Here is a 13492-nt window from a genome sequence, read left to right on the forward strand (position 1 = left end):
GGGCGCATGGCTGATCCACTGACCACCGCGATCGAGGTCAAAGCGCCCATCGGCGTCCTGGGCGGCAACTTCATGCTGTCGAGGGAGGCCAAGGCGCTCTGCGAGGAGCACGGCCTCGGCCCACGCGAGCTCTACTTCCGCGGGCGCTGCGGCGTGCTCGGCGAGTGCGAGGCCGACGTGGTCACCTCCGTGGCCGTCTTCTTCCCGCCGGAGCACGTCTCCCAGAGCTGGGACGGCGGCCGCAAGATGCCCGTCGAGCAGGCGGTCGAGCTCTACACCGGCGCCTGCCACGCGTGGGGGCGCCGCAAGCTCGGCGGCTTCGACGGCTGCGCCAGGATCGCCGAGTTGCTCGAACCGGTCGTCGAGAAGGCCTCGCCGGTCGGGGCTCCGCTGTTCGCCGGGTGGCGGGCCGTACCCCTGCCCGATGACGCGCCCGCGCGGGCGACGCAGCTCATGCACGTCGTGCGCGAGCTACGGGGCGGTCTGCATGCCAATGCGGTGATCGCGGAAGGGATGCATCCGCTGGACGCCGTCCTCGCCGCCTCGCACGAGGGCACCCCGTTCGGACGTGCGACCGGCGAGTCGATCGCGCGGTTCTTCACCTGGCCGGAGCCTTATCCGCAGCTCCCCGCCGAGGTGATCGAGCGCAGGGCTAAGATCGAGGAGACGACGGATCGGCTCATGGCTCCGGTATTTTCTGTCCTGAACGCGGCTGAATCGGATGAGCTGATAGGGCTTCTCCGTTTGGGGCACGCCCATTGACCTGGCAGACTGACTGCCCATGGACGTGGACATCTGGGCCTGGGTCGGCGACACCCAGCAGCAGCTTTCCGAGGCGGGCAACGTGGGCCTCGCCATGGCGCTGGGAGACCTCCCCGCACAGGCCTATGAGGGCCGCTATCCCCAGCTCGACGTGATGGCTCCGGCCATCGCGCAGCAGGCGGAGGCGCTCGGGCTGCCCTGGCTCGAGTTCTACGCCCGCTATTGGCATCTCGTGGGCCGGGTGGGCGACCGGGCCCAGGGCGCGGTGGCGATCGGCGACGCGGAGGAACTGCTCGCGTTCGCCCAGCGCGAAGAGGTGCGTGACTGCCCCGCTGCCCCGGCCGCCGTCGAGGCGCTCGCCCTGGCCTGGGCCAACGCCGACGGCCCCGGCTACGCCGAGCAGCGCCTGGAGAAGCTGGGCGCGGTCATCGAGGGCCTGCCCGCCGACCAGCCCGCCTTCACCGGCCTGGTGACGCAGTACGTCGCGGCCCTGGTCGACGCCGGGCGCGCCGAGGAGGCCGTCACCTACGCCGAGTCCGCCGTCGAGCAGCTGCGCGCCGTCGACAAGCCGGCCAGCTGGGAGCTCGGCGCCGCGAGCGCCCACGCGCTGCTGGCCGCGGGCCGCGCCGAAGCCGCGCTGACCGCGCTGCAGGCCGCCGCCGACTTCCCGGCCGACGACCCGCCCGCCAAGCCCCACCGCGACGGTGTACGCCGCGCTCGCATCCTGGCCGAGCTCGGCCGTACCGCCGAGGCCGTGGACGCGCTGCCCGACCTCGACGTCGTGGGCAACCACCCGCGCGACTTCGTCGAGTGGGCGCAGGTCGTGCTCAAGCTGGCCGGTTCCTCGCAGATCACCAACACCTGGCAGCTCGGCCGCGTCCTGCGCCAGTGGATCGACTACTTCAGCATGATGGGCGGCTACCAGGCCCGCGTGGAGCTGGCCCTGGTCGCCGGCGACCTGGCCATCGCGCGCCAGGGCGTGTGGCAGGCGCGGCTGCTGGCCGACCTCGCCGAGCAGTTCTCGGGTGAACTGCGCGACGCGGAGAGCGTCGCCGGGCGCATCGCCGGCCTGCGCGCCGCCGCCGACGCCACCTCCGAGCCGGACGCCCCCGGCTCCGAGGAGGAGCGGGTCGCCTACTTCGACGCCGCCGACGGCTTCAACGCCGACCCCGAGAAGTGGGTCGGCTGGCTGGCCCCGATCTCCGGCTCCGACCTGGAGGCCACCCGCCGCCACACCACCACGCTCGGCTTCCTCGGCTACCCGGCCACCGGCGCCGACATCTACTGGAAGATGTTCGTCGACTCCGGCGACATCGCCACAGCCGACCCCGACGACGTCGCGTACCTGACCACGCTGCTCATCGAGGCCCGCCAGGACGAGCGGCTCGAGCAGATGGCCGCGATGTTGCCGCACGCCGCCCAGCACCTCACCCTCGCCCGCCTGCACAGCGCTCGCGAGCGCTGGGCCGAGACCGTCGCCGAGGGCGAGCACGCCATCGCCGCCGGCGCCGGCACGGAGGCGCGCCGCCTGGTCTCGGGCGCGGCGCAGCAGCTCGACGACAACGCCCGCGGCGCCCAGGTGCTGCTGGAGGTCCTCGACGAGCTCAACGACGAGGACGTCTGGCGCATGGTCGTGATGGCCACCGCCGCCGAGGACTGGGACACCGTCCGCAAGGGCGCGGCCAAGATCGGGATGCCGATCCAGTCCACCGAGGGCCCGATCGAGGAGGAGATGGGCCTGATCCGGGTCATCCTCCCGGCGCCCGACGGCGGTCAGCGGCAGGTGCTGTCCATCCGCACCGGCCCGGCCACGGCGCGCCTGGCGCTGCCGCAGCCGCGTGGCATGGAGTACAACGCCGGCGACCTGGTCGTCTTCGACCCGCAGTTGCTGGAGCCCATCCCCGACGACCCGAAGGAGCAGGAGAACTTCGTGCCGCCGTTCGCGGCCGTGAGCATCCTGCGCCCCGGCGGCTACGTCAGCTACTTCTTCGACGGCGCCGCGCCGTCCGAGAGCGACTGGGCCGAGTTCACCGAGGTCATGGCCGAACGCGGCTGGCCGATGTGGGTCTACTCGGAGGAAAACTACACCGTCACCCACCCGACCTCCGGCGAGACGCTGCCCGGCGTCTACGGCTGGGTCGCCGTCCCGCCGGACGTCGCCGCCACCGATGTCGACGCCCTGCTCGACGACGCCACCGAGCGCTGGTCGCACCCGCTGGCCTGGCTCGACCTGGCCCGCGAGATCGACGTCGAGGTCGAGCGGCACGAGCGCATCGTCAAGGAGTACGGTCTCTGATGATCGACAAGTTCAGGCTCGACGGGAAGGTGGCCATCGTCACCGGGGCCTCGTCGGGCCTGGGCGTGGCCTTCGCCCGCGGGCTGGCGCAGGCGGGGGCCGACATCGTGATCGGCGCCCGGCGGGCCGATCGGCTCGACGGGACCCGGAAGCTGGTCGAGGAAGCCGGGCGGCGTTGCCTGGCCGTCGCCACCGACGTGACCGTGGTCGAGCAGTGCCAGGCCCTGGTCGAGGCCGCTGTGGCGGAGTTCGGGCAGGTCGACGTCCTGATCAACAATGCTGGGGTGGGCACTGCCGTACCGGCGTTGCGGGAGAGTCCCGAGGAGTTCCGGCGGGTGATCGACATCAACCTGCACGGGAGCTACTGGATGGCGCAGGCGTGCGCGCGCGTCATGCGGCCCGGGTCGTCCATCGTCAACATCGGCAGCATCCTCGGTGAGACCACGGCGGGACTACCGCAGGCGGCCTACAGCGCGTCGAAGGCCGGGGTCATCGGGCTCACCCGTGATCTGGCGCAGCAGTGGACGGGGCGGCGCGGGATCCGGGTCAACTGCTTGGAGCCCGGATTCTTCGCCTCGGAGATGACGGAGGAGTACAGCGCCGGGTACCTGGAGCGCATGCTGGAGCAACGGGTGGTGATGGGCCGGGTGGGCGAGGCCGATGAACTCGTGGCGGCGGCGGTGTTTCTGGCGAGCGACGCCTCGTCGTACATCACGGGCGTGACGCTGCCGGTTGACGGTGGGATTCTGCTGACCTGATAGTTTGCTCTCTGATCTTCACGTTTCGGAGGGATTTATGGGCGACATCGACCGTCTTGCGGCAGTTATCAGGGACGACCGGCCTTGGGGTGGGTTTGAGCGCTTCACCCTGAACGAGATGTCGACCGTGAAGATCATCGATGTGGCGCCCGGTCAGCGGCTCAGCCTTCAGCGGCACACGTCGCGGGACGAGCTGTGGGTGGCGCTGGACCCGGGCTGCGTGTTCGAGATCGACGGCGAGCGCACGGAGCCCTCGGTCGGCGACCGGGTCCTGATCCGCGCCGGCCAGACCCACCGCCTCAGCAGCTCCGGCCCCGCCACCCGCATCCTCGAGATCGCCTTCGGCCACTTCGACGAGGACGACATCGAGCGCCTGGAAGACGCCTACGGGCGCTCCTAGTCTTTACGTTCTTTCTGCTAGGGGCTTCCTTCTGTTACGGCAAGCCAGGCTGCCGCCACCCGCCGTCGCCGGTTGACGCCGATCGGGGGGATCGCTTCTCACGTCGGACGTGGTCCCCACCGCAACGGCCCTCGTCAACCTCGTTCTTCGAGCTGAGTGTCTTCCACCTCGCTCGTGCCCTGCGGTGGGCCTGTTGGTCGCTGGGCTGTGGGGGTCCTGGTCTTTCGTGCCGTTCGGCTTGATGTTGATGGCTGTGGGGCTCTTGTTTGGGGGTCGGGTGGGCTCTATGTTCGTTGCGTAGTCCGGTACGTGTTGCGTATTAGGGAACAACCGGAGGGCGCATGGTGTCCCGGCCGCGGTTAGTGATCATTGGAGCCGGCATTGTGGGCTGCGCCCTGGCCGATGAGCTCACCGGGCGGGGGTGGACCGACGTCACCGTGGTCGAGCAGGGGCCCCTGTTCGCGGCGGGCGGGTCGAGTTCTCATGCGCCTGGGCTGGTGTTCCAGACCAATCCGTCCAAGACGATGACGGAGTTCGCCACCTACACGGTCAACAAGTACAGCGGGCTCTCGCTCGATGGGCAGTGGTGCTTCAAGCAGGTCGGCGGGCTGGAAGTGGCCACGACGCCCGAACGGCTCGCGGACCTGCGGCGACGCCAGGGATGGGCCGAGGCGTGGGGTGTGCACGGTGAGGTGATCAGCCCCGAGCGGTGCCTCGAACTGTGGTCTCTGCTCGATCCCGCTCGGGTGCTGGGCGGCTACTTCGTGCCCACGGACGGGCTGGCCAGCGCGTTGCGGTGCGGCGAGGCGCAGGCGCGGCGGGCGATCGAGCGGGGGGCGCGGTTCCTGCCGCACCACACCGTGGTCGGGATCGAACAGCAGGGCGGGCGCGTCACCGGAGTGGCGGTCGAGGTCGGTGCGGAGGGGCTCGAGTACCGGGTCATACCCGCTGATGTCGTGGTCAGCGCGGCCGGGTTCTGGGGGCCGGGCATCGGGGCGATGGCGGGCGTGAGCGTGCCGTTGCTGCCGCTGGCCCACCAGTACGCGCGGTCGGAGCCGCTGGCCGTACTGGAAGGAAATCCTGAAGCGGTGCGGCCCATCCTGCGGCACCAGGACAGAGACCTGTATTTCCGGGAACACGGGGATCAGATCGGCGTCGGGTCCTATGCGCACCGGCCGATGCCGGTCCGGCAGGAGGAGATCGGGCCCAACGGCACCACCATGCCGTCGGTGCAGGCGTTCACCGAAGAGGACTTCGAACCTGCCTGGCGGGACGCCGTCGACCTGCTGCCCGCGCTCAAGGAGTCGGCCTGCACCGACGGGATCAACGGGATCTTCTCCTTCACGCCGGACGGGTTCCCGCTGATCGGGGAGGCGCCGCAGCTCGACGGGTTCTGGCTGGCCGAGGCGGTGTGGGTGACGCATTCCGCGGGAGTGGCCAAGGCGCTGGCGGAGGTGCTGGTCGACGGGCGTTCGAGCTTCGACCTGCACGAGTGCGAGCTGAACCGCTTCGAGCCCGTGCACCTCGCGCCCGCCTTCGTCGAGGAACGCGGCAAGCAGAACTTCGTCGAGGTCTACGACATCATCCATCCGCTCCAGCCGATGGAATCGCCCCGTCCTCTGCGGACCAGCCCGTTCCATCCGCGTCAGCGGGAGCTCGGGGCGTTCTTCCTGGAGGGGGCGGGGTGGGAACGCCCGCAGTGGTTCACGTCCAACACCCCGCTTTCCGATGGCGATCCCGGGCAGCGGGACAACTGGGCGGCGCGGTACTGGTCGCCGATCGCCGCCGCCGAGTCCCGCCACACCCGTGAGCGGGTCGCCCTCTACGACATGACGCCCCTCAAGCGGATCGAGGTGGCGGGGGCCGGGGCGGCGGCGTTTCTGCAGCGGATGACGACGAACAACGTCGACAAGAAGCCCGGTTCCGTGACGTACACGCTGCTGCTCGATGCCGGAGGCGGGGTGCGGTCCGATCTCACGGTCGCGCGGCTGAGCGAGGAGCGGTTCCAGGTCGGCGCCAACGGGAACCTCGACCTCGACTGGCTGCGGCGGCACGCGCCGGGCGATGCGCAGGTCCGGGACATCACGCCCGGGACATGCTGTGTGGGCGTTTGGGGGCCGCGGGCCCGCGAACTGGTGCAGCCGCTCACGGACCTGGACATGTCTCATGAGGGGTTCCGGTATTTCACCTGTAAGCAGGGCTACATCGGGCATGTGCCGGTCACCGCCATGCGGGTGTCGTATGTGGGGGAACTGGGCTGGGAGCTCTACACCACCTCCGATCTGGGCCTCAAACTCTGGGACACGCTCTGGGCGACGGGGCTGCCGATCGCGGGCGGGCGGGCGGCGTTCAACAGCCTGCGGCTGGAGAAGGGGTACCGGTTGTGGGGCGTGGACATGACTCCTGAGCACAACCCGTACGAGGCGGGGCTGGCCTTCGCGGTCCGGGAGGACAAGGACTTCCTCGGCCGGGACGCGCTGTCCAAGGAGATCACGCGCAAGCTCGTGCCGCTGCTGACGGCGGAGGTCGTGATGGGCAAGGAGCCGGTACGGCACGGCGGCGCCACGGTCGGCTACACCACCAGCGCCGCCTACGGCCACACCATCGGCCGCCCGATCGCCTACGCCTGGCTGCCGATCGACCTCACCGCTCCTGGCACGGAGGTGGAGGTCGCCTACTTCGGCCGCCCCGTCCCGGCCGAGGTCGCGGCCGAGCCCCTGTTCGACGCCAAGATGGAGAAGATCCGACGATGACCCGATCGACGGAACCCCCACCCCACCCGACGACACCCGATCAGAACCCCCGAGACCTCGATCGGTCAGACCCCGATCGGTCGGACTCCGGTCGGTTGGACTCGGGGTGGACGGGTTCGGGTGGACGGGCTCGGGTGGGTTGGGCCGGAGGCGGGCGGGCCCCGGCTGGTGCGGGGCTGGGGAAGGGTGGAGGTGGGCGGCGTGAGCCATCCTGAGTTTCTGTGGCGGAATCCCGAGCCGAAGCCCGCCTACGACGTGGTCATCGTCGGCGCCGGTGGGCATGGGCTGGCCACCGCCTATTACCTGGCCAAGAATCATGGGATCACCAACGTCGCCGTCCTGGAGAAGGGCTGGCTGGCCGGTGGCAACATGGCCAGGAACACCACGATCATCCGTTCCAACTACCTGTGGGACGAGAGCGCCGCCATCTACGAGCACTCACTCAAGCTCTGGGAGGGGCTCAGCGACGACCTCGACTACGACCTGCAGTTCAGCCAGCGGGGTGTGCTCAACCTCGCCCACAACCTGGCGGACGTCCGCGAGGGCAGACGCAGGGTCAACGCCAACCGCCTCAACGGCGTCGACGCCGAGTGGCTGGAGGCGGACGAGGTCAAGAAGTTCTGCCCGGTCGTCAACGTCTCGGACTCCGCCCGCTACCCGGTCCTCGGCGCCACGCTGCAGCGGCGGGGCGGGATCGCCAAGCACGATCACGTCGCCTGGGCCCTGGCCCGCAAAGCGGACGCCTACGGCATCGACCTCATCCAGAACATCGAAGTCACCGGCTTCGAAATGGTGAAAAACAGGGTCTCGGCCGTTCAAACGACCAGGGGGCGGATCGCGGCCGGGAAGGTCGCGCTCGCGGCCGCCGGGCACACCTCCGTGCTCGCCGCCCAAGCGGGCATCCCGCTGCCGCTGCAGTCCCACCCCCTCCAGGCCCTCGTCTCCGAACTGCTGGAACCGGTCCTCGACTGCGTCGTGATGTCCAACGCCGTCCACGTCTATGTCAGCCAGGCCCACAAGGGCGAACTGGTCATGGGCGCCGGAATCGACTCCTACAACTCCTACGGCCAGCGCGGCGCCTTCCACGTCATCGAAGCCCAGATGGCCGCGGCCCTGGAGCTGTTCCCGATCTTCAGCCGGGTCCGGGTGCTGCGCACCTGGGGCGGCGTCGTGGACGTCTCGCCCGACGCCTCCCCGATCATCGGCAGGACGCCGGTCGAGGGCCTGTTCATCAACGCGGGCTGGGGCACCGGCGGCTTCAAGGCCACCCCCGGCTCCGGCTGGGTCTACGCCCACACGATCGCCCATGACGAGCCGCACCCGCTGGCCGTACCCTTCGCGCTGGAGCGGTTCACCACCGGCGCCCTCATCGACGAGCACGGAGCCGCGGCGGTGGCGCACTGATGATGCTGATCGACTGCCCGCACTGCGGGCCACGCGACGAGAACGAGTTCGCCTACGGCGGCCAGGCCGGGATCGCCTACACCCCGGACGCCGGCGACGAGGCGTGGGCCGGATACCTGTTCATGCGCGACAACCCCAAGGGCTGGTTCCACGAGCGCTGGTTCCACGCGCACGGCTGCCGGACCTGGTTCTCCGTGACCCGCCACACCGTCACTCACGAGATGAGGCCGCACCCGTGAGGTTCACCTTCGACGAGCGGCCCTACGAGGGGCGGCCGGGCGACACGCTCGCGGCCGCGCTGCTGCGCAACGGCGTGCGCGTGGTCGGGCGCAGCGTCGACCTGGGCCGCCCGCGCGGCGTCTTCTCCGCGGGCCCCGAGGAGCCGAACGCGCTGGTCCGCGTGGGCGCCGACCCCATGCTCGCGGCCACGACGGTCGAGCTGTACGAGGGCCTGGCCGCGTGGAGCCTGAGCGGCAAAGGCCGCGTCGACCTGTCCGAACCGGACGGGCGCCGCTGCGACAAGGGCTACCTGCACTGCGACGTGCTCGTGGTGGGCGGCGGCCCCGCGGGGCTGGCCGCGGCGCTGGCGGCCGGCGAGTCGGGCGCGCGCGTCATCCTGGTGGATGACCAGCCGTTCCTGGGCGGCGACCTGCTCGCCGGCCGGGCCAGGCTGGACGGCGCGCCCGCCCTCGACTGGGTGGCCGAGGTCGCGCACCGGCTCGCGGTGCTGCCCGAGGTGCGGGTGCTGACCAGGACCACCGCGATCGGCTACTACGACGACAACTACCTGACCGCGGTCGAGAGGCGCGGCTCGGGCGAGCGCCTGTGGCATCTGCGTGCGCGCCGCGTGGTGCTGGCGACGGGCGCGCAGGAGCGCTCCCTGGCCTTCCCTGGCAACGACCGTCCCGGCGTGATGCTCGCCTCCGCGGCGCGTACCTATGCCAACAGGTACGGCGTGCGGCCCGGCACCAGAGCGGTGGTCTTCACCTGCGCCGACTCCGGACACGAGGCCGCCCGCGACCTGGCGGCGGCGGGGGTGGAGGTGCTCGCCGTCCTCGACGCCCGCGACGGCGCGGAGATCACCGGCACCACAGCCGACGCGGAAGGGGTGCTCACCGGCGTCCGTACGCGCGGCGGCGGGCTTTTCGCGGCCGATCTGCTGGCCGTGGCCGGCGGATGGAACCCGGTGGTGCACCTGTTCAGCCAGTCGCAGGGCAGGTTGCGGTTCGACGAGGAGCTGCAGGCGTTCGTGCCGCACCTGTCGGCGCAGGCCGAGCGCTCGGCCGGGGCGTGCAGAGGCCTGTACGGCACCGCCGAGGCGATCGCGGACGGCTTCGCCGCCGGCTCCCAGGCGGCGGGGCTGACCGGGTTCGCCGAGCGGGCGAGCCACCACGTCCCCGGCAGCGACGAGCCGCCGCGTAGGCCGCCCGCCGCGCTCTGGGTGATGGGCGACGATCCCGCCGCGTCCTTCGCCGACCTCCACCGCGACGTCACCGTGGCCGACCTGCGGCGCGCCTCCGGCACCGGCATGCGCTCGGTGGAGCACGTCAAGCGCTACACCACCGCCGGCACCGGGGCCGACCAGGGCAAGACGGCGGGCGCGGTGGTCGTGGGCGTCATGTCCGCGCTGCTCGGGACGGCGCCGGGCCAGATGGGGACGACGACGTTCCGCCCGCCGTACACGCCGGTGTCCTTCGCGACGCTGGCGGGGCGCGACCGCGGCGCGCTGTCGGACCCCGTGCGGACCACCGCCATGCACGAGTCGCACCTCGCCAGGGGCGCGGTCTTCGAGGACGTCGGCCAGTGGAAGCGCCCGCGTTACTTCCCCCTCGGCGTGGAGGACATGGACGAGGCGGTGCGGCGTGAGTGCAGGGCGGCGCGTACGGCGGTGGCCGCCATGGACGCCTCCACCCTCGGCAAGATCGACATCAGGGGCGCCGGCGCCGGTGAGTTCCTGGACCGGATCTACACCAGCCTGTACTCGACGCTGGCCGTGGGCGCCTGCCGCTACGGGCTGATGTGCAAGGCCGACGGCATGGTCTTCGACGACGGCACCACGGCCAGGCTCGGGCCCGACCACTTCCTCATGACGACCACGACGGGCAACGCCGCCGCCGTGCTCGACTGGCTGGAGGAGTGGCATCAGACCGAGTGGCCCGAGCTGGACGTGCGGTTCACCTCGGTGACCGACCACTGGGCGACCGTGGCGGTGGCGGGGCCGAAGGCGCGCGAGGTCGTGGCGGCGCTCGCGCCCGAGGCGGCGGAGCTGGCGTTCATGCGGTGCGTGGAGACGCCGGTCGCCGGGGTGGACGGGCGCGTGTTCAGGATCAGCTTCTCGGGCGAGCTGGCCTACGAGGTCAACGTGCCCTGGTGGTACGGCGCCGCGTTGTGGGAGAGCGTGCTGGCCCTGGGGGCGGTGCCGTACGGGACGGAGGCCATGCACGTGCTGCGCGCGGAGAAGGGCTTCGCGATCGTCGGGCAGGAGACCGACGGGACCGTCACCCCGCAGGACCTCGGCATGGAGTGGATCGTCTCGCGCCGCAAGCCGGACTACGTCGGCAAGCGCTCGCACGCCCGCCCCGACACCGCGCGCGAGGGCCGTAAGCGCCTGGTCGGGCTGCGGCCGGAGGCGTTCGTGGAGGAAGGGGCGCAACTGGTCGCGCCCGGCGGTCGCGAGATGCTGGGTCACGTGACCTCCAGCTACACCGGCGCCGTGCTGGCGATGGCGCGTGACGTGGCGCCGGGCGACCGGCTGGAGGCGGTCTCGGGCGGGCGTACGGTGCCGGTCACGGTGGTCGAGCCGGTCTTCTACGACCCGGGCAACGCCCGCCGCGACGGCGACCCGGTCGAGCGCGTCGGCACGGTGGGGGAGTGGCGGCCGGAGAGCCCGGCCGGTCGGTTCGCCCACCGTTTCCTGGCCGCGAGTTCTGAGCGGGTACGGCTGCGCGAGCTGCCGTTCGCACACATGTGGGAGGTACGCGGCCAGGACCCGGGTCAGGGACTGCGCCTGGGTCCCGCCTGGTGGCTGGTGACCGGGGAGAGCGGCATGGATGGCTGGACGGACGTCTCCGGCCAGCGCACCGTGCTGGAGCTGTCCGGCCCGGACGCCGTCGAGGTGCTGGTCACCGGCTGCCCGATCGACCTGCACCCCGCGGTCTTCCCCGGATACGCGCAGACGTTGCTCGGAAAGGCCGGGGTGATCCTGGAACGGACCGCCCCGGACGTCTTCCGCGTCTATGTGCGCTCGTCGTTCACCGGCTACCTGGCCGAGTGGCTGCTGGACGCGCTCAGCCACCCTGGCTCTGGGAGCAGTCCTCCTTCGAGGTGACCGGCGCGTCGGGCGCGGTGTCGGAGACCGAGACCTTCAGCTGCGCGGTGGAGGCCAGGAGGCTGCCGACAGGCGCCCCGCCCGCCTTCTCGTCGACGACCACGCTGCGCTCGCCGAGCAGCGCGTAGCTCTGCCCGTCGATGATCAGCTCGGAGCGCCGGCCGTCCCAGACGCCGCCGACCCCGAGCCCCTTACGGCCCGCCGCGTCCTCGGCGTCCTCGGTGACGGTGATGCCGGGTAGCGTGCCCAGCGCCTTGAACAGCGCGGCCCGCTGCGCCGGCGGCATGTACGCCTCGCGCAGCAGTTCGCTGGCGCCGTCCCAGACCGCGAACTCGGGCGCGATCTGCTTGTCGCCGTTGCTGGGGAAGGTCTTGTACAGCCACGCCTTCATCGCCTCGGCGTCGGTGGGCAACTGCTTGAGCGTCGCGTAGTCCTTGCTCCACGGCCCCTTCGTGCCGCAGGACGTCAGCGGCATGACCGAGACGCCCTTCTCCTCGTAGGCCTGCTTCGGGATCTCCCAGCCGGGATAGGCGACCGGGTCGATGGTCTCGATCTGGAGCACGCCGTCACGCCCCTGGGAGTCCTGCTTCCCGTCGGCCCTGAGCCAGATCTTCCGCTTCGTCCGGTACAGCCAGCGCTCCTCCGTGTTCTCGCCGATCGACTGTGAGGTGTACATGGTCTGAGACTCGGTGACCACGTACTGGTCGTCGCGTGGCTCCAGCTCCTCGACAGCGGCCCCCGCCGCACGGTCGAACACCTGCTCCGCCGACATGAGCGCGATCTTCGGCAGCGCGACGGGCGCGCTCTGCCGCGGGCTCACGCGAGGGGTCTCGGCGGGCAGGAACACGGCCGCGCCCACGCCGACCGCGAGCGCGAGCGCTCCGGCCACGGCGAAGGTGTACGGCTTGCGCCACGCGAGGCGCTTCCTGCCCGCCGCGACCAGCTGATCCCTGGCCATGGCCTTGGTGCCGGGATCGTAGGGGGGGACGTCGGGACGTGCCTGGCCGACCAGGTCGAACTCGTTCATGGGGTGCCTTCCAGGGCGCTGCGGATCTTGGCTCGGGTGCGTGACAGGCGCGAGCGCACGGTGCCCACCGGGATGCCCAGCGCCTCGGACGCCTGCTCGTAGGACAGCTCGGCCCAGGTGACGAGGAACAGCAGTTCCCGCTCGGCCGCGCCGAGCCTGGCCAGGGCGGCGGCCAGGCTGGGGCCGAGCCGTTCCGCGTCCATCCGGTCGACGCTGCGCTGCTCGAACGCCTCGCCCTCCGGCTCGGCCGTGCGGGCGAGCGCCCTGAGCTTCCTGGTCTCGGTACGGCGGTGCTTGGAGATGAGGTTGGCGGCGATGCCGTACAGCCAGGGGCGCGCGTCGGGGCGCGTGAGGTCGTAGCGCCGGCGCTTGCGGAAAGCGACCAGGAAGGTCTCGGCGGTCACGTCGTCGGCCAGGCTCACCTGGTCGGCGCCGAGCCGCCGGGCGGCGTAGCGGTGGATCTCGTCCGCGTGCAGGTCGAAGATGCGGGCGAAACGATCGGGCTCGGCCAGCGACTCCGCGATGACGGCGGCGTCGGCGTCGGCCGTTGGACGACCGGACAGCGCGGCGCTCACCACAGCGTGAGTCTTTCCATGGGGGCTTTCCTTCCGTAGGGCGCGTTCGCGCCCTTCACCCCGTTCTCACCCGCACCGGCCGTTCGGTTCCCAAGATCTTTTTGAAAGGCGAGATCAGGATATTAAGGAATTTGCCCTGTTTAGACTCTAGGGGGAGTCGCTTGACCATTTCTTGGCATGGAGGTTGCG

Annotated in this window: 10 protein-coding genes; 8 read left to right on the plus strand and 2 right to left on the minus strand. The window is 71.1% G+C overall.

Features of this window, described 5'->3' with window-relative positions; genetic code table 11:
* Positions 1 to 6: 6 nt before the first annotated feature.
* The 8 genes from ACIBI5_RS19415 (at position 7) to ACIBI5_RS19450 (ending at position 11701) form a co-directional block, all read left to right on the plus strand.
* Positions 7 to 762 (plus strand): hypothetical protein, encoded by a 756-nt coding sequence (locus tag ACIBI5_RS19415; RefSeq protein WP_397248519.1) that lies wholly within the window; start codon positions 7 to 9, stop codon positions 760 to 762.
* A gap of 19 nt (positions 763 to 781) precedes the next feature.
* Entirely contained in the window at positions 782 to 3058 is a 2277-nt protein-coding gene (locus tag ACIBI5_RS19420; protein WP_397248521.1) for a tetratricopeptide repeat protein, read from the plus strand.
* Positions 3058 to 3816 carry an SDR family NAD(P)-dependent oxidoreductase gene (locus tag ACIBI5_RS19425; RefSeq protein WP_397248523.1) on the plus strand — a complete coding sequence of 253 codons (759 nt, stop codon included), beginning with the start codon at positions 3058 to 3060 and terminating at the stop codon, positions 3814 to 3816. The genes ACIBI5_RS19420 and ACIBI5_RS19425 overlap by 1 nt, the downstream gene beginning before the upstream one ends.
* A gap of 37 nt (positions 3817 to 3853) precedes the next feature.
* On the plus strand, positions 3854 to 4216 hold the full coding sequence (locus ACIBI5_RS19430; RefSeq protein ID WP_397248525.1) for a phosphomannose isomerase type II C-terminal cupin domain: 363 nt from the start codon (positions 3854 to 3856) through the stop codon (positions 4214 to 4216).
* Between the two features lie 341 nt (positions 4217 to 4557).
* The gene (locus ACIBI5_RS19435; RefSeq protein ID WP_397248527.1) at positions 4558 to 6969 is read left to right on the plus strand and encodes an FAD-dependent oxidoreductase; all 2412 of its coding nucleotides are present in this window, start codon (positions 4558 to 4560) and stop codon (positions 6967 to 6969) included.
* Between the two features lie 201 nt (positions 6970 to 7170).
* Positions 7171 to 8373, plus strand: coding sequence for a sarcosine oxidase subunit beta family protein (locus ACIBI5_RS19440; RefSeq protein WP_397248528.1), 1203 nt, complete (start codon positions 7171 to 7173; stop codon positions 8371 to 8373).
* The gene (locus ACIBI5_RS19445) at positions 8373 to 8612 is read left to right on the plus strand and encodes a sarcosine oxidase subunit delta (protein WP_397248530.1); all 240 of its coding nucleotides are present in this window, start codon (positions 8373 to 8375) and stop codon (positions 8610 to 8612) included. The genes ACIBI5_RS19440 and ACIBI5_RS19445 overlap by 1 nt, the downstream gene beginning before the upstream one ends.
* Positions 8609 to 11701, plus strand: a complete 3093-nt coding sequence (locus tag ACIBI5_RS19450) for a 2Fe-2S iron-sulfur cluster-binding protein (RefSeq protein ID WP_397248532.1) — start codon at positions 8609 to 8611, stop codon at positions 11699 to 11701. The genes ACIBI5_RS19445 and ACIBI5_RS19450 overlap by 4 nt, the downstream gene beginning before the upstream one ends.
* Here ACIBI5_RS19450 and ACIBI5_RS19455 read toward each other — a convergent pair.
* Together ACIBI5_RS19455 and ACIBI5_RS19460 are read right to left on the minus strand one after the other, a co-directional pair.
* The gene (locus tag ACIBI5_RS19455; RefSeq protein WP_397248534.1) at positions 11661 to 12728 is read right to left on the minus strand and encodes a CU044_5270 family protein; all 1068 of its coding nucleotides are present in this window, start codon (positions 12726 to 12728) and stop codon (positions 11661 to 11663) included. The two genes, ACIBI5_RS19450 and ACIBI5_RS19455, sit on opposite strands and share 41 nt — an antisense overlap.
* Positions 12725 to 13306, minus strand: coding sequence for an RNA polymerase sigma factor (locus ACIBI5_RS19460; protein ID WP_397248536.1), 582 nt, complete (start codon positions 13304 to 13306; stop codon positions 12725 to 12727). Before ACIBI5_RS19460 ends, ACIBI5_RS19455 begins: the two co-directional genes overlap by 4 nt.
* Positions 13307 to 13492 lie beyond the last annotated feature (186 nt).

Origin of the sequence: Nonomuraea sp. NPDC050540 (assembly GCF_044457485.1) — a bacterium.
In the GTDB taxonomy this organism is placed as follows: Bacteria; Actinomycetota; Actinomycetes; order Streptosporangiales; family Streptosporangiaceae; genus Nonomuraea.

What these genes read in the sequence shown, in the direction of transcription:
- ACIBI5_RS19430 (WP_397248525.1), top strand. Translation starts at nt 3,854, where the DNA reads ATGGGCGACATCGACCGTCTTGCGGCAGTTATCAGGGACGACCGGCCT.
- ACIBI5_RS19445 (WP_397248530.1), top strand. Translation starts at nt 8,373, where the DNA reads ATGATGCTGATCGACTGCCCGCACTGCGGGCCACGCGACGAGAACGAG.
- ACIBI5_RS19415 (WP_397248519.1), top strand. Translation starts at nt 7, where the DNA reads ATGGCTGATCCACTGACCACCGCGATCGAGGTCAAAGCGCCCATCGGC.
- ACIBI5_RS19420 (WP_397248521.1), top strand. Translation starts at nt 782, where the DNA reads ATGGACGTGGACATCTGGGCCTGGGTCGGCGACACCCAGCAGCAGCTT.
- ACIBI5_RS19455 (WP_397248534.1), bottom strand. Translation starts at nt 12,728, where the DNA reads ATGAACGAGTTCGACCTGGTCGGCCAGGCACGTCCCGACGTCCCCCCC.
- ACIBI5_RS19425 (WP_397248523.1), top strand. Translation starts at nt 3,058, where the DNA reads ATGATCGACAAGTTCAGGCTCGACGGGAAGGTGGCCATCGTCACCGGG.
- ACIBI5_RS19435 (WP_397248527.1), top strand. Translation starts at nt 4,558, where the DNA reads ATGGTGTCCCGGCCGCGGTTAGTGATCATTGGAGCCGGCATTGTGGGC.